This is a genomic window from Mesorhizobium sp. WSM3626 (assembly GCF_000513935.1).
Classification (GTDB): domain Bacteria; phylum Pseudomonadota; class Alphaproteobacteria; order Rhizobiales; family Rhizobiaceae; genus Mesorhizobium; species Mesorhizobium salmacidum.
On record NZ_AZUY01000041.1, the window covers coordinates 1 to 12991 of the forward strand.

Annotated in this window: 24 protein-coding genes and 1 pseudogene; all 25 read left to right on the top strand. The window is 62.0% G+C overall.

Annotated features, from left to right (window positions below; genetic code table 11):
* Window positions 1–405 (top strand): annotated as a pseudogene (tuf, locus tag M653_RS0123650) (elongation factor Tu); the annotation flags it as partial.
* A gap of 69 nt (window positions 406–474) precedes the next feature.
* Window positions 475–783, top strand: coding sequence for a 30S ribosomal protein S10 (gene rpsJ / locus M653_RS0123655; protein WP_010909272.1), 309 nt, complete (start codon window positions 475–477; stop codon window positions 781–783).
* A gap of 61 nt (window positions 784–844) precedes the next feature.
* A complete protein-coding gene (gene rplC / locus M653_RS0123660) occupies window positions 845–1567 on the top strand; it encodes a 50S ribosomal protein L3 (protein WP_023757978.1) in 723 nt (240 codons plus the stop codon).
* On the top strand, window positions 1567–2187 hold the full coding sequence (gene rplD, locus M653_RS0123665; protein WP_027145573.1) for a 50S ribosomal protein L4: 621 nt from the start codon (window positions 1567–1569) through the stop codon (window positions 2185–2187). The genes rplC and rplD overlap by 1 nt, the downstream gene beginning before the upstream one ends.
* On the top strand, window positions 2184–2477 hold the full coding sequence (locus M653_RS0123670) for a 50S ribosomal protein L23 (RefSeq protein ID WP_010909275.1): 294 nt from the start codon (window positions 2184–2186) through the stop codon (window positions 2475–2477). The genes rplD and M653_RS0123670 overlap by 4 nt, the downstream gene beginning before the upstream one ends.
* Before the next feature lie 22 nt (window positions 2478–2499).
* Entirely contained in the window at window positions 2500–3333 is an 834-nt protein-coding gene (rplB, locus tag M653_RS0123675) for a 50S ribosomal protein L2 (RefSeq protein ID WP_027145574.1), read from the top strand.
* A gap of 16 nt (window positions 3334–3349) precedes the next feature.
* The gene (rpsS, locus tag M653_RS0123680; protein WP_006205463.1) at window positions 3350–3628 is read left to right on the top strand and encodes a 30S ribosomal protein S19; all 279 of its coding nucleotides are present in this window, start codon (window positions 3350–3352) and stop codon (window positions 3626–3628) included.
* 2 nt (window positions 3629–3630) lie between these two features.
* Window positions 3631–4020, top strand: coding sequence for a 50S ribosomal protein L22 (gene rplV, locus M653_RS0123685; RefSeq protein ID WP_006205462.1), 390 nt, complete (start codon window positions 3631–3633; stop codon window positions 4018–4020).
* A complete protein-coding gene (rpsC, locus tag M653_RS0123690) occupies window positions 4020–4745 on the top strand; it encodes a 30S ribosomal protein S3 (protein ID WP_013895697.1) in 726 nt (241 codons plus the stop codon). Before rplV ends, rpsC begins: the two co-directional genes overlap by 1 nt.
* Before the next feature lie 27 nt (window positions 4746–4772).
* The gene (gene rplP, locus M653_RS0123695; RefSeq protein WP_006205460.1) at window positions 4773–5186 is read left to right on the top strand and encodes a 50S ribosomal protein L16; all 414 of its coding nucleotides are present in this window, start codon (window positions 4773–4775) and stop codon (window positions 5184–5186) included.
* A 13-nt stretch (window positions 5187–5199) separates the two neighbouring features.
* Entirely contained in the window at window positions 5200–5400 is a 201-nt protein-coding gene (rpmC, locus tag M653_RS0123700; protein WP_006205459.1) for a 50S ribosomal protein L29, read from the top strand.
* 11 nt (window positions 5401–5411) lie between these two features.
* On the top strand, window positions 5412–5651 hold the full coding sequence (rpsQ, locus tag M653_RS0123705) for a 30S ribosomal protein S17 (protein WP_010909280.1): 240 nt from the start codon (window positions 5412–5414) through the stop codon (window positions 5649–5651).
* Between the two features lie 84 nt (window positions 5652–5735).
* Window positions 5736–6104 (top strand): 50S ribosomal protein L14, encoded by a 369-nt coding sequence (gene rplN / locus M653_RS0123710; protein ID WP_006205457.1) that lies wholly within the window; start codon window positions 5736–5738, stop codon window positions 6102–6104.
* A 12-nt stretch (window positions 6105–6116) separates the two neighbouring features.
* The gene (rplX, locus tag M653_RS0123715; RefSeq protein WP_006205456.1) at window positions 6117–6431 is read left to right on the top strand and encodes a 50S ribosomal protein L24; all 315 of its coding nucleotides are present in this window, start codon (window positions 6117–6119) and stop codon (window positions 6429–6431) included.
* The gene (gene rplE / locus M653_RS0123720) at window positions 6424–7002 is read left to right on the top strand and encodes a 50S ribosomal protein L5 (RefSeq protein WP_032935916.1); all 579 of its coding nucleotides are present in this window, start codon (window positions 6424–6426) and stop codon (window positions 7000–7002) included. The genes rplX and rplE overlap by 8 nt, the downstream gene beginning before the upstream one ends.
* 27 nt (window positions 7003–7029) lie before the next feature.
* Complete coding sequence (gene rpsN / locus M653_RS0123725; protein WP_010909282.1) at window positions 7030–7335, top strand: 30S ribosomal protein S14; 306 nt, start codon at window positions 7030–7032, stop codon at window positions 7333–7335.
* A 12-nt stretch (window positions 7336–7347) separates the two neighbouring features.
* Window positions 7348–7746, top strand: a complete 399-nt coding sequence (gene rpsH, locus M653_RS0123730) for a 30S ribosomal protein S8 (protein WP_006205453.1) — start codon at window positions 7348–7350, stop codon at window positions 7744–7746.
* A gap of 88 nt (window positions 7747–7834) precedes the next feature.
* Window positions 7835–8368, top strand: a complete 534-nt coding sequence (gene rplF / locus M653_RS0123735; RefSeq protein WP_013895694.1) for a 50S ribosomal protein L6 — start codon at window positions 7835–7837, stop codon at window positions 8366–8368.
* Window positions 8369–8506: 138 nt separating this feature from the next.
* On the top strand, window positions 8507–8866 hold the full coding sequence (gene rplR, locus M653_RS0123740) for a 50S ribosomal protein L18 (protein ID WP_027145576.1): 360 nt from the start codon (window positions 8507–8509) through the stop codon (window positions 8864–8866).
* Window positions 8867–8994: 128 nt separating this feature from the next.
* Window positions 8995–9558, top strand: a complete 564-nt coding sequence (rpsE, locus tag M653_RS0123745) for a 30S ribosomal protein S5 (RefSeq protein ID WP_032933400.1) — start codon at window positions 8995–8997, stop codon at window positions 9556–9558.
* 24 nt (window positions 9559–9582) lie between these two features.
* On the top strand, window positions 9583–9780 hold the full coding sequence (gene rpmD / locus M653_RS0123750) for a 50S ribosomal protein L30 (protein ID WP_006205449.1): 198 nt from the start codon (window positions 9583–9585) through the stop codon (window positions 9778–9780).
* Window positions 9781–9802: 22 nt separating this feature from the next.
* Entirely contained in the window at window positions 9803–10276 is a 474-nt protein-coding gene (gene rplO / locus M653_RS0123755; RefSeq protein ID WP_027145577.1) for a 50S ribosomal protein L15, read from the top strand.
* Between the two features lie 194 nt (window positions 10277–10470).
* Window positions 10471–11811: a preprotein translocase subunit SecY gene (gene secY / locus M653_RS0123760; RefSeq protein WP_027145578.1), complete on the top strand. Its 1341-nt coding sequence runs from the start codon at window positions 10471–10473 to the stop codon at window positions 11809–11811.
* The gene (locus tag M653_RS0123765) at window positions 11808–12404 is read left to right on the top strand and encodes an adenylate kinase (RefSeq protein WP_027145579.1); all 597 of its coding nucleotides are present in this window, start codon (window positions 11808–11810) and stop codon (window positions 12402–12404) included. Before secY ends, M653_RS0123765 begins: the two co-directional genes overlap by 4 nt.
* 216 nt (window positions 12405–12620) lie before the next feature.
* A complete protein-coding gene (gene rpsM / locus M653_RS0123770) occupies window positions 12621–12989 on the top strand; it encodes a 30S ribosomal protein S13 (RefSeq protein ID WP_006205445.1) in 369 nt (122 codons plus the stop codon).
* Window positions 12990–12991 lie beyond the last annotated feature (2 nt).

Consider the following 12991-nt stretch of genomic DNA (forward strand, 5'->3'; position numbering starts at 1 on the left):
ATGTTCCGCAAGCTGCTCGATCAGGGCCAGGCCGGCGACAACATCGGCGCGCTGCTGCGCGGCGTCGACCGTGAAGGTGTCGAGCGCGGCCAGGTTCTGGCCAAGCCCGGCACGGTGAAGCCGCACAAGAAGTTCGTGGCCGAAGCCTACATCCTGACCAAGGACGAAGGTGGCCGTCACACGCCGTTCTTCACCAACTACCGTCCGCAGTTCTACTTCCGCACGACCGACGTGACCGGCATCGTGTCGCTGCCGGAAGGCACCGAGATGGTGATGCCCGGCGACAACATCACGGTCGATGTCGAGCTGATCGTGCCGATCGCCATGGAAGAGAAGCTGCGCTTCGCCATCCGTGAAGGCGGCCGCACCGTCGGTGCCGGCATCGTCGTCACCATCAAAGAGTAATTTGGACTTAAACCGATCTGTCGCGGGCGCCGCAGTTGCCCGCGCCGCGCCAGAACAAGGAAGTGACGCATGAACGGACAGAATATCCGCATCCGCCTGAAGGCGTTTGACCACCGCGTGCTCGACGCCTCGACGAAGGAAATCGTGTCGACGGCCAAGCGCACCGGTGCAAACGTCCGCGGCCCCATTCCGCTGCCGACGCGGATCGAAAAGTTCACGGTCAACCGGTCGCCTCACGTCGACAAGAAGAGCCGCGAGCAGTTCGAGATGCGCACGCACAAGCGTCTGCTCGACATCGTCGATCCGACCCCGCAGACCGTCGATGCTTTGATGAAGCTCGATCTGGCCGCTGGCGTCGACGTCGAGATCAAGCTCTAAGGGAATGAGAGCGCGGTAGGGGGCGGTGTCCCTGGCCCGGAACTCTAAAGGAATTGAACCGATGCGTTCAGGTGTGATTGCAAAGAAGGTGGGAATGACCCGCATCTATAATGATGCCGGGGAACATGTTCCCGTCACCGTTCTCCAGATGGAGAACTGCCAGGTCGTGGCACAGCGCACGCAGGAGAAGAATGGCTACACCGCCGTTCAGCTCGGCGTTGGCCTCGCCAAGGTGAAGAACACGTCGAAGGCGATGCGCGGCCATTTCGCGACCGCTTCCGTCGAGCCGAAGGCGAAGGTTGCCGAGTTCCGCGTCTCCGCCGACAACATGATCGATGTTGGCGCCGAGATCACCGTCGAGCACTTTGTCGCCGGCCAGAAGGTCGATGTGACGGGCACGACGATCGGCAAGGGTTTCCAGGGCGTCATCAAGCGCCACCACATGGGTGGTGGCCGTGCGACGCACGGTAACTCGGTCTCGCACCGTACTCACGGTTCGACTGGCCAGCGTCAGGACCCGGGCAAGGTGTTCAAGGGCAAGCATATGGCTGGCCACATGGGCGACACCCGCGTCACCACGCAGAATGTCGAGATCGTCTCGACCGACGCCGACCGCGGCCTGATCCTGATCCGCGGTGCGGTTCCCGGATCGAAGGGCGCCTGGATCCTGGTCCGCGACGCGGCCAAGGTGGCGCTGCCGGCCAATGCGCCGAAGCCCGCCGCGATCCGCGCTGTCGCGGCAGCTGCGAAGAACGAGGCTCCGGCCACAGAGGGAGCGGAATAATGGATCTCAAGATCACAACGCTCGGCGGTAAAGACGCCGGCAAGGTGGAACTTTCCGACGGAATTTTCGGCCTTGATCCGCGCGAAGACATCCTGCAGCGCGTCGTGCGCTGGCAGCTTGCCAAGAAGCAGCAGGGCACGCACAAGGCAAAGGGCCGCGCCGAAATCGCGCGCACCGGCGCCAAGATGTACAAGCAGAAGGGTACGGGCCGCGCCCGTCACCACTCGGCACGCGCTCCGCAGTTCCGCGGCGGCGGCAAGGCCCACGGCCCGGTCGTTCGCAGCCACGAGCATGAACTGCCCAAGAAGGTTCGTGCGCTTGGCCTCAAGCATGCTCTCTCGGCCAAGGCCAAGAGCGCGTCGATCATCGTCATCGACGAGCTGAAGCTGACCGAGGCCAAGACGAAGGCGCTGATCGCGAATTTCGCGACGCTGGGCCTGACCAACGCCCTGGTGATTGGCGGCGCCGAGCTTGACAAGAACTTCAAGCTGGCAGCCACCAACATCCCCAACATCGACGTGCTGCCCATCCAGGGCATCAACGTCTACGACATTCTGCGCCGCGGCACGCTGGTCCTTTCGAAGGCCGCCGTCGAGGCTCTCGAGGAGCGCTTTAAATGACCGACCTTCGTCACTACGACGTGATCGTCTCGCCGGCGATCACCGAAAAGTCGACCATGGCCTCCGAGCAGAACCAGGTCGTCTTCAACGTCGCCAAAAAGGCGTCGAAGCCGGAAATCAAGGCCGCCGTCGAAGCGCTGTTCGGCGTCAAGGTGATGGCCGTGAACACGCTTGTCCGCAAGGGCAAGATCAAGCGCTTCCGCGGCACGATCGGCCGCCAGAGCGACGTCAAGAAGGCGATCGTGACACTGGCCGACGGCCAGTCGATCGACGTCGCGACGGGTCTCTGAGCAAGGCCGCGAGGACAGGACAATGGCACTTAAGAAATTCAACCCGATAACGCCGAGCACCCGCCAGCTGGTCATCGTCGACCGCTCGGGCCTCTACAAGGGCAAGCCCGTCAAGGGCCTGACCGAAGGCCTGACCAAATCGGGCGGCCGCAACAATCACGGCCGCATCACGGCCCGCTTCATCGGCGGCGGTCACAAGCGTTCGTATCGCATCATCGACTTCAAGCGCCGCAAGTTCGACGTTGTCGGCACGGTCGAGCGCATCGAATATGATCCGAACCGCACCGCCTTCATCGCGCTGATCAAGTATGATGATGGTGAGTTGTCCTACATCATCGCCCCGCAGCGTCTGGCTCCCGGCGACAAGATCGTCGCAGGCGAAGCGGTCGACGTGAAGCCGGGCAATGCGATGCCGCTGGCCTCGATGCCGGTCGGCACCATCGTCCACAATATCGAGCTGAAGCCGGGCAAGGGCGCCCAGGTCGCCCGGTCGGCAGGTGGTTACGGCCAGCTGGTAGGCCGCGACCAGGGTATGGCGATCCTGCGCCTCAACTCGGGCGAGCAGCGTGTCGTTCACGGCTCCTGCATGGCCACCGTCGGTGCCGTGTCCAATCCGGACCACGGCAACATCAACGATGGCAAGGCCGGCCGCACGGTTTGGCGTGGCAAGCGTCCGCACAATCGCGGCGTGACCATGAACCCGGTCGACCATCCGCACGGCGGCGGCGAAGGCCGCACCTCCGGTGGCCGCCATCCGGTCAGCCCGTGGGGCAAGCCGACCAAAGGCAAGAAGACGCGGTCCAACAAGGCGACCGACAAGTTCATCCTGCGCTCGCGCCATCAGCGCAAGAGCTAAGAAGAGGTAACGCCAAGTGACTCGTTCTATTTGGAAAGGCCCCTTCATCGACGGCTACCTTCTCAAGAAGGTGGATAAGGTTCGTGAAGGTGGTCGCAATGAGGTGATCAAGATGTGGAGCCGTCGCTCCACCATCCTGCCGCAGTTCGTCGGCTTCACCTTCGGTGTCTACAACGGCCAGAAGCACGTTCCCGTCTCGGTGAACGAGGACATGGTCGGTCACAAGTTCGGTGAATTCGCTCCGACGCGGACCTATTACGGTCACGGCGCGGATAAGAAGGCGAAGAGGAAATAATCATGGGCAAGGCCAAAGCTCCGCGCAGGCTTGCTGACAACGAAGCGCGCGCCGTGTTGCGCACGATCCGTATCAGCCCGCAGAAGCTGAACCTGGTTGCCGCGCTGATCCGCGGCAAGAAGGTCGCGACAGCGCTTTCCGATCTCGAATTCTCGGCCAAGCGGATTTCCGGCACGGTCAAGAAGACGCTGGAATCGGCAATCGCCAACGCGGAAAACAACCACGACCTCGACGTCGATGCGCTGATCGTGGCGGAAGCCTATGTCGGCAAGTCAATCGTCATGAAGCGGTTCCACGCTCGTGGCCGTGGTCGCGCCAGCCGTATCGAGAAGCCGTTCTCGCACCTCACGATCGTCGTTCGTGAAGTCGAAGAAAAAGGGGAGGCCGCATAATGGGCCAGAAAGTCAATCCGATCGGTCTTCGCCTCGGCATCAACCGCACCTGGGATTCGCGCTGGTTCGCGAACACCGGCGAGTACGGCAAGCTGCTGCATGAGGACATCAAGATCCGCAAGTATCTTGAGAAGGAACTCAAGCAGGCCGCGATCTCGAAGGTCGTGATCGAGCGTCCGCACAAGAAGTGCCGCGTCACCATCCATGCCGCGCGCCCGGGTCTGATCATCGGCAAGAAGGGCGCCGACATCGAGAAGCTTCGCAAGAAGCTGATGGAAATGACGAAGTCCGAGACGCACCTCAACATCGTCGAAGTGCGCAAGCCGGAAATCGACGCGACCCTGGTCGCCCAGTCGATCGCCCAGCAACTCGAGCGCCGCATCGCGTTCCGCCGCGCCATGAAGCGTGCCGTGCAGTCGGCCATGCGCCTCGGTGCCGAAGGCATCCGCATCAACTGCGCCGGCCGCCTTGGCGGCGCCGAGATCGCGCGCATGGAATGGTACCGTGAAGGCCGCGTGCCGCTGCATACGCTGCGCGCCGATGTCGACTACGGCACGGCCGAGGCGAATACGGCCTACGGTATTTGCGGCGTCAAGGTCTGGGTATTCAAGGGCGAGATCCTGGAGCACGATCCGATGGCTTCGGAGCGTCGTGCGACCGAGGGTGATGCTGCGCATGGCGGTGGTGGTGATCGCGAACGCGGTCGTCGTCGCGAAAACGCCTGAGACATTTAGGAATTTGGAGTTAGAACGATGCTGCAGCCAAAGCGCACAAAGTTCCGCAAGCAGTTCAAGGGCCGTATCCATGGTACCGCAAAGGGCGGCACCAACCTGGATTTCGGTGGTTTCGGGCTGAAGGCGCTTGAGCCGAACCGCGTCACCGCGCGTGAGATCGAGGCGGCCCGCCGCGCGATCACTCGTGAAATGAAGCGTGCCGGCCGCGTCTGGATCCGTATTTTCCCGGATGTGCCGGTCACGTCGAAGCCGACCGAAGTCCGCATGGGCAAGGGCAAGGGCGCGGTCGACTACTGGGCGGCGCGCGTCAAGCCGGGCCGCATCATGTTCGAGATCGACGGCGTCAATGAAGAAACCGCCCGTGAGGCGCTGCGTCTCGGCGCGGCCAAGCTCTCGGTCAGGACGCGCTTCGTACAGCGCATCGCAGAATAAGGACGGGCTGATCATGAAAGCCGAAGACATCCGGACCAAGACCCAGGACCAGCTGACCGACGACCTGGCCAGCCTGAAGAAGGAGCAGTTCAACCTGCGCTTCCAGAAGGCCACCGGCCAGCTCGAGAAGACCGCGCGCGTGAGGCAGGTTCGCAAGGACATTGCGCGTATCAAGACCATCGCTGCGGAAAAGTCCGCGGCCAAGAAGGCTTAAGGACGAAAACCATGCCAAAGCGCATTCTGCAGGGCACCGTCGTCAGCGACAAGAACGAGAAGACGGTTGTCGTCAAGGTCGAACGGCGCTTCACGCATCCCGTGATGAAGAAGACCGTGCGCATGACCAAGAAGTACAAGGCGCACGACGAGAACAACGCCCACAAGGTCGGCGATCAGGTGTTCATCCAGGAATCGAAGCCGATTTCCAAGGACAAGCGCTGGATCGTCGTGTCCTCGGACCAAGCCTGACCTCCGGGCGTAAACAACGAATTTTGGACAGACCGGGGAGGGGCTTCGAGCCCGTCCCGTTAGAAAAGAAGAAGGCGGCCAGTCATGATTCAGATGCAAACAAACCTCGACGTGGCGGATAATTCCGGCGCGCGTCGTGTCATGTGCATCAAGGTGCTGGGCGGCTCGAAGCGGAAATACGCTTCCGTGGGCGACATCATCGTGGTGTCGATCAAGGAAGCCATTCCGCGCGGCCGCGTTAAGAAGGGCGATGTGATGAAGGCGGTCGTGGTTCGCACGGCCAAGGACATCCGCCGCCCGGACGGCAGCGTGATCCGTTTCGACAAGAACGCGGCCGTTCTCGTCGACAACAAGAAAGAGCCGATCGGCACGCGTATCTTCGGACCGGTTCCGCGCGAACTCCGCGCCAAGAACCACATGAAGATCATCTCGCTCGCGCCTGAAGTGCTGTAAGGAGCCGGACCAATGCAAAAGATTAGAAAAGGCGACAAGGTCGTCGTGCTGGCCGGCAAGGACAAGGGCCGTTCGGGCGAAGTCCTCTCGGTTCAGCCGAAGGATGACACCGCGCTGGTGCGCGGCGTCAACATGATCCGTCGTCACCAGAAGCAGTCCCAGTCCCAAGAGGGCGGGATCATCACCAAGGAAGCGCCGATCCAGCTGTCGAACATCGCGCTGGCCGACCCGAAGGATGGCAAGCCGACCCGCGTCGGTTTCATCTTCCAGAAGGACGGCAAGAAGGTGCGCGTCGCCAAGCGCTCGGGAGAAGTCATCAATGGCTAAGGCTCAAACCAAGCAGGCGACTGCCAACAACACGCCGCGCCTCAAGCAGGTCTACAACGAGACCATCCGCAAGGCGCTGCAGGAGCAATTCGGCTACGACAACGAGATGCAGGTTCCGCGCATCGACAAGATCGTGCTGAACATGGGTGTGGGCGAAGCGACCGCCGATTCGAAGAAGCCTTCGGTCGCGGCCGAGGACCTGGCGATGATCGCCGGCCAGAAGGCCGTCGTGACCCGCGCCCGCAATTCGATCGCGGGCTTCAAGGTTCGCGAGAAGATGCCGATCGGCGCCAAGGTCACGCTGCGCAAGGAACGCATGTACGAGTTCCTCGATCGTCTCGTGAACATTGCGCTGCCGCGCGTCCGCGACTTCCGCGGATTGAATCCGAAGAGCTTCGATGGCCGTGGCAACTACGCCATGGGCATCAAGGAACACATCGTGTTCCCGGAGATCAACTACGACAAGGTTGATCAGATCTGGGGCATGGACGTCATCGTTTGTACGACTGCGAAGACGGACGACGAAGCCAGGGCTTTGCTCAAGGCTTTCAACTTCCCCTTCCGCCAGTAACGGCAGCGAGAAAAGGAAAAATCTGAAATGGCAAAGACCAGCTCAGTCGAGAAGAACAACAGGCGCCGCAAGCTTGCAGACCAGTACGGTCCCAAGCGCGCCGCGCTGAAGGCGATCATCATGGATCAGTCTAAGCCGATGGAAGAGCGCTTCCGCGCTCAGCTGAAGCTTGCTGCCCTGCCGCGCAACTCGGCCAAGATCCGCATCCGTAACCGCTGCGAAGTCACCGGCCGTCCGCGTGCCTACTATCGCAAGCTCAAAGTATCGCGCATCGCGCTTCGGGATCTCGGCAATAACGGCCAGATCCCGGGCCTGGTCAAGTCGAGCTGGTAAGGAGGACATAACATGTCATTGAGCGATCCTCTCGGCGATATGCTGACCCGCATCCGCAACGCCTATGGCCGCAAGAAGTCGAGTGTCTCGACGCCGGCCTCGCGTCTGCGCACCCGCGTCCTCGACGTGCTGAAGGCTGAAGGCTATATCCGCGATTATAGCCAGACCGACTTCGACAACGGCAAGTCCGAGATCGAAATCGAGCTGAAGTATTTCGACGGTGCTCCGGTCGTGCGCGAAATCGCCCGCGTTTCGAAGCCCGGCCGCCGCGTTTACGTTTCGGCCAAGTCGATCCCGCACGTCGCCAACGGCCTCGGCATCGCCATCCTTTCGACGCCGAAGGGCGTGATGGCCGACCACGAAGCACGCGAGCAGAACGTCGGCGGCGAGATCCTCTGCCAGATCTTCTGATCTGGCAGCTCACCGCAAATTGGAATCCGGTCTTCGGATCGTTCCGAAGACAGAGACCTGAAACAAGAGAAGTGACGAGGACAACAAAATGTCTCGTATTGGAAAGAAACCCGTTTCGCTGCCGCAGGGCGTGACCGCGACCGTCAACGGCCAGACCGTGACGGCGAAGGGCCCCAAGGGCGAGCTTAAGTTCGTGGTGAACGACGAAGTGCTGGTCAAGATGGAAGGCAGCGAGATCGCTGTCCAGCCCCGCGACCAGACCAAGACAGCTCGCTCCAAGTGGGGCATGTCGCGCACGCAGATCGTCAACATCCTGCAGGGTGTCAAGGACGGCTTCGAGAAGAAGCTCGAGATCACCGGCGTCGGCTATCGCGCTGCCTTGCAGGGTAAGAACCTGCAGCTGGCTCTTGGCTTCAGCCATGATGTCGTCTACGAGACGCCGGCCGGCATCACGATCACCGTGCCGAAGCCGACCGAAATCACCGTGGCCGGCATCGACAAGCAGCAGGTCGGCCAGGTCGCCGCGGAAATCCGCGAATACCGCGGTCCTGAGCCTTACAAGGGCAAGGGTGTCCGTTACGCCGGCGAGAAGATCGTCCGCAAGGAAGGCAAGAAAAAGTAGTCTGCTTGGCCCTGAAAAGTTACAGACTTTTCGGACAGGGCCAAGCCACGGAAGTGTAACGCCGCGGGGAGCGGTCGCGGGAGGCGCTTCGCCTGCCGCATATGGCGGCCCCCGTTTTTTGAAGGCAAGGAAGACATTATGGGTACCAAGGAAGCCATCCAGCGCCGTGCGCAACGCGTCCGCCGCCAGATCAAGAAAGTCGCCGGCGAGCGTCCGCGCCTTTCTGTGCACCGCACATCGAAGAACATCTACGTCCAGGTGATCGACGACGCCAAGGGGCACACCATCGCCGCCGCCTCGACGCTCGAGAAGGACCTCAAGGGTTCGCTCAAGACCGGCGCCGACACCGCCGCCGCCGCCGCGATCGGCAAGCTGATCGCCGAGCGCGCCACCAAGGCCGGCATCAAGGAAGTCGTCTTCGACCGTGGCCCGTACATCTATCACGGCCGCGTCAAAGCGCTGGCCGAGGCTGCCCGCGAAGGCGGTCTCAGCTTCTAATGCGTGATCCCGAAAAGTTGCAGACTTTTCGGACAAGATCATGCAAAGGAGAAGTTCACCGCTGATGACCCAAAAGCGGCATCAGCAATCAGCAACCCGTGCTTCCGGAAAAGAACAAGGAACAGGATATGGCACAGGAACGTAGGGAAGGCGGCCGCGGCCGCGAGCGTGAAGAGCGCGATGACGGCATGGTGGACAAGCTCGTCCACATCAATCGCGTCGCCAAGGTCGTCAAGGGTGGCCGCCGCTTCGGCTTCGCCGCACTCGTCGTCGTCGGCGACCAGAAGGGCCGTGTCGGCTTTGGTCACGGCAAGGCGCGCGAAGTGCCGGAAGCCATCCGCAAGGCAACCGAATCCGCCAAGCGCGACATGATCTTCGTGCCGCTGCGCTCGGGCCGCACGCTGCATCACGACGTCGAGGGACGCTGGGGTGCGGGCCGCGTGCTGCTGCGCGCCGCCAAGCAGGGTACCGGCATCATCGCCGGCGGCCCGATGCGCGCCGTCTTCGAGACGCTCGGCATGCATGACGTGGTTGCCAAGTCGATGGGTTCGTCGAACCCCTACAACATGGTTCGCGCCACCTTCGACGCGCTGAAGAGCCAGATGCATCCCAAGGATGTGGCTGCGGCGCGCGGCATCAAGTATTCGACCCTTCAGGCCCGCCGCGGCACCGCCGTTGCGGCTGAAGAATAGTCGATCTGACCAGGGATTTTGACCATGGCCAAGAAAGCAACCAAGACCATCACCGTTGAGCAGATCGGCTCGCCGATCCGCCGTCCGAAGGAACAGCGCGCGACGCTGGTCGGCCTCGGCCTCAACAAGATGCACAAGCAGCGCACGCTGGAGGATACGCCCTCCGTGCGCGGCATGATCGCTGCCGTCCAGCATCTCGTCCGCGTCGTGGACGAGGGCTGAGCCAAAGCGCAGGAGAAGCAAGATGAAACTCAACGATCTGCGTGACAAGGACGGCGCGACGCACTCCAAGAAGCGTCTCGGCCGTGGCATCGGCTCAGGTTCCGGCAAGACCGCTGGTCGCGGCGTCAAGGGCCAGAAGGCGCGCTCCGGCGTTGCCGTCAACGGCTTCGAGGGTGGCCAGATGCCGCTCTACCGGCGCCTGCCGAAGCGTGGCTTCAACAACATCTTCGCCAAGAGCTTCGTTGTCGTGTCGCTGGCCCGTATCCAGGAAGCCGTCGATGCCAAGAAGCTTGACGTCAAGGCAACCGTGACGGCCGAAACGCTTGTCGCCGCCGGCGTCATCCGTCGCGTCAAGGATGGCGTGCGCGTGCTGTCCGACGGCGAACTCAAGGCCAAGCTTGCCTTCGACGTCGCCGGCGCCTCCAAGGCCGCGATCGAGAAGATCGAAAAGGCCGGTGGTTCGGTCAAGCTGCCGGAAAAGGCAACTGCCGAGTAACGGCAATTTGAAGCGCGGTCGGCAAGAGTGGCATTCGTTTTTGCTTTCGATCGCGCTTTGATCTGCTCAATTTAGCGGCCGCGTCAACGCGGCCGCTTGCATGTTTACAGCCCGGAGCTTATCTCGTGAGCTTCGGTGAAACGCACCGCCTGACCCCCACGGGCCATCAAGCGTTACCAAGCGGAGAATCAGGCATGGCTTCGGCTGCTGAACAACTAGCCTCGAATCTGAATTTCTCGGCCTTCGCCAAGGCGGAGGACCTGAAGAAGCGCATCTGGTTCACCATCGGCGCGTTGCTTGTCTATCGCCTCGGCACCTACATCCCGCTTCCCGGCATCAATCCCGACGCCTTCGCCCAGGCTTTCTCCTCGCAGAGCAAGGGCGTGCTCGGCATGTTCAACATGTTCGCCGGCGGTGCCGTGCAGCGCATGGCGATCTTCGCGCTCGGCATCATGCCCTATATCTCCGCCTCCATCATCATGCAGCTGATGACCTCGGTCATTCCCTCGCTGGAAGGGCTGAAGAAGGAAGGCGAGCAGGGCCGCAAGGTCATCAACCAATACACGCGCTACGGCACCGTGCTCCTGGCGCTGGTGCAGGCCTACGGCATTTCGGTCGGGCTGGAGAACGGTAACGGCATCGTCAATGATCCCGGCATGTTCTTCCGTCTCTCGACCGTCGTCACGCTGGTCGGCGGCACCATGTTCCTGATGTGGCTTGGCGAACAGATCACCGCGCGCGGCATCGGCAACGGCATTTCACTGATCATCTTCTCCGGCATCGTCGCCGGCCTGCCGCGTGCCATTTCCGGCACGCTGGAACTTGGCCGCACCGGCGCGCTGTCGACCGGCCTGATCCTGGCGATCATCGTGCTGGCCATCGTCGTCATCGCGCTCATCGTCTTCTTCGAGCGCGCCCAGCGCCGCCTGCTGATCCAGTATCCGAAGCGCCAGGTCGGCAACCGCATGTTCCAGGGCGATACCTCGCACCTGCCGCTCAAGCTCAACACGTCGGGCGTCATCCCGCCGATCTTCGCGTCGTCGCTGCTCCTGCTGCCGGCCACCGTCGCCGGCTTCTCGCAGACCACCAATATGCCGGCCTGGGCCAGCACCATCCTGGCCTCGCTCGGCCACGGTCAGCCGCTCTACATGGCATTCTACGCGGCGATGATCGTGTTCTTCGCCTTCTTCTACACTGCGATTGTCTTCAATCCGAAGGACACCGCCGACCAGCTCAAGAAGCATTCGGGCTTCATCCCGGGCTACCGCCCGGGTGAGCGCACCGCCGACTACATCGATTACGTTCTCACCCGCATCACCGTCGTCGGCGCCATCTACCTGGTGCTGGTGTGCCTGCTGCCGGAGTTCCTGATCTCGGCGACTGGCGTACCATTCTACCTTGGTGGCACATCGCTTCTGATCGTGGTCAGTGTCACGCTCGATACGGTTGCGCAGATTCAGGGTCACCTGATCGCGCACCAGTATGAAGGGCTGATCAAGAAGTCGAAGCTGCGCGGGGGGAAGAAAGCCAGATGAGGTTGATTTTGCTTGGGCCGCCGGGGGCGGGCAAGGGGACACAAGCACAAAGACTGGTAGAAAAACACGGCATACCCCAGCTCTCGACGGGTGACATGCTGCGTGCCGCCGTCCAGGCGGGTACCGAGGTTGGCAAGCGCGCCAAGGCGGTGATGGATGCCGGCGAGCTGGTCTCGGACACCATCGTCAACGCCATCGTCGCAGAGCGTATCGATCAGGCCGACTGCGCCAGGGGTTTCATCCTCGATGGTTATCCGCGTACGCTGGTGCAGGCCGATGCGGTTGAATCGATGCTCTTGGAGCGCGGCATTGGTCTCGATACGGTCATCGAACTTGTCGTCGACGACAGGGCCCTGGTCGGTCGGATCGTCAAGCGCGCCGATGATGCCAAGGCGGCTGGCCAGCCAGTGCGCAAGGACGACAATCCCGCTGTGTTCGAAGAGCGCCTGCGGGAGTACTACAAGAAAACCGCTCCGCTGACCGGCTACTATTACGCCAAGGGCAAGCTCAAGACCGTGGACGGCATGGCCAGTATCGACGCGGTGACCGCGGAGATCGAAGCCGTGGTCGTGGCGGCCGCGAAGGCGCGGTAAGGGAATTTAAAGATTAAGCTTGACGGAGGCGGCTCGCTGCGGTATGGCGGCCCGTCTTCCTATCAGGTGCGCACTTTGCTTGTCCGCAAGGGCAAGGCAGTCGCTTTGAACTGGAAACTCCCGCAAGGGCCGGCCTCCACCGGACGCGGGGCAATGTGGATAGCGCCGGATCTGCCTTTTTGAGGGTTGACCGGCCCATATGGAGAAGAGAAGAACATGGCTCGTATAGCCGGCGTCAACATTCCGACCAACAAGCGCGTCGTCATCGCGCTTCAGTACATTCACGGCATTGGCAAGAAGTTCGCCCAGGAAATCGTCGACAAGGTCGGCATCCCGGCCGAGCGCCGCGTCAACCAGCTGACCGACGCGGAAGTGCTGCAGATCCGCGAGACCATCGACCGCGATTACCAGGTCGAAGGCGACCTGCGCCGCGAAGTGTCGATGAACATCAAGCGTCTGATGGATCTCGGCTGCTACCGCGGCCTGCGTCACCGCCGCTCGCTACCGGTTCGCGGTCAGCGCACGCACACCAATGCACGTACCCGCAAGGGCCCGGCCAAGTCGATCGCCGGCAAGAAGAAGTAATT

What these genes read in the sequence shown, in the direction of transcription:
- rpmC (WP_006205459.1), top strand. Translation starts at nt 5,200, where the DNA reads ATGAAAGCCGAAGACATCCGGACCAAGACCCAGGACCAGCTGACCGAC.
- M653_RS0123765 (WP_027145579.1), top strand. Translation starts at nt 11,808, where the DNA reads ATGAGGTTGATTTTGCTTGGGCCGCCGGGGGCGGGCAAGGGGACACAA.
- rplP (WP_006205460.1), top strand. Translation starts at nt 4,773, where the DNA reads ATGCTGCAGCCAAAGCGCACAAAGTTCCGCAAGCAGTTCAAGGGCCGT.
- rplC (WP_023757978.1), top strand. Translation starts at nt 845, where the DNA reads ATGCGTTCAGGTGTGATTGCAAAGAAGGTGGGAATGACCCGCATCTAT.
- rplV (WP_006205462.1), top strand. Translation starts at nt 3,631, where the DNA reads ATGGGCAAGGCCAAAGCTCCGCGCAGGCTTGCTGACAACGAAGCGCGC.
- secY (WP_027145578.1), top strand. Translation starts at nt 10,471, where the DNA reads ATGGCTTCGGCTGCTGAACAACTAGCCTCGAATCTGAATTTCTCGGCC.
- rpsQ (WP_010909280.1), top strand. Translation starts at nt 5,412, where the DNA reads ATGCCAAAGCGCATTCTGCAGGGCACCGTCGTCAGCGACAAGAACGAG.
- rplE (WP_032935916.1), top strand. Translation starts at nt 6,424, where the DNA reads ATGGCTAAGGCTCAAACCAAGCAGGCGACTGCCAACAACACGCCGCGC.
- rpsJ (WP_010909272.1), top strand. Translation starts at nt 475, where the DNA reads ATGAACGGACAGAATATCCGCATCCGCCTGAAGGCGTTTGACCACCGC.
- rplD (WP_027145573.1), top strand. Translation starts at nt 1,567, where the DNA reads ATGGATCTCAAGATCACAACGCTCGGCGGTAAAGACGCCGGCAAGGTG.
- rpsC (WP_013895697.1), top strand. Translation starts at nt 4,020, where the DNA reads ATGGGCCAGAAAGTCAATCCGATCGGTCTTCGCCTCGGCATCAACCGC.
- M653_RS0123670 (WP_010909275.1), top strand. Translation starts at nt 2,184, where the DNA reads ATGACCGACCTTCGTCACTACGACGTGATCGTCTCGCCGGCGATCACC.
- rplB (WP_027145574.1), top strand. Translation starts at nt 2,500, where the DNA reads ATGGCACTTAAGAAATTCAACCCGATAACGCCGAGCACCCGCCAGCTG.
- rpsE (WP_032933400.1), top strand. Translation starts at nt 8,995, where the DNA reads ATGGCACAGGAACGTAGGGAAGGCGGCCGCGGCCGCGAGCGTGAAGAG.
- rplN (WP_006205457.1), top strand. Translation starts at nt 5,736, where the DNA reads ATGATTCAGATGCAAACAAACCTCGACGTGGCGGATAATTCCGGCGCG.
- rpmD (WP_006205449.1), top strand. Translation starts at nt 9,583, where the DNA reads ATGGCCAAGAAAGCAACCAAGACCATCACCGTTGAGCAGATCGGCTCG.
- rpsH (WP_006205453.1), top strand. Translation starts at nt 7,348, where the DNA reads ATGTCATTGAGCGATCCTCTCGGCGATATGCTGACCCGCATCCGCAAC.
- rpsN (WP_010909282.1), top strand. Translation starts at nt 7,030, where the DNA reads ATGGCAAAGACCAGCTCAGTCGAGAAGAACAACAGGCGCCGCAAGCTT.
- rplR (WP_027145576.1), top strand. Translation starts at nt 8,507, where the DNA reads ATGGGTACCAAGGAAGCCATCCAGCGCCGTGCGCAACGCGTCCGCCGC.
- rplX (WP_006205456.1), top strand. Translation starts at nt 6,117, where the DNA reads ATGCAAAAGATTAGAAAAGGCGACAAGGTCGTCGTGCTGGCCGGCAAG.
- rpsM (WP_006205445.1), top strand. Translation starts at nt 12,621, where the DNA reads ATGGCTCGTATAGCCGGCGTCAACATTCCGACCAACAAGCGCGTCGTC.
- rplO (WP_027145577.1), top strand. Translation starts at nt 9,803, where the DNA reads ATGAAACTCAACGATCTGCGTGACAAGGACGGCGCGACGCACTCCAAG.
- rplF (WP_013895694.1), top strand. Translation starts at nt 7,835, where the DNA reads ATGTCTCGTATTGGAAAGAAACCCGTTTCGCTGCCGCAGGGCGTGACC.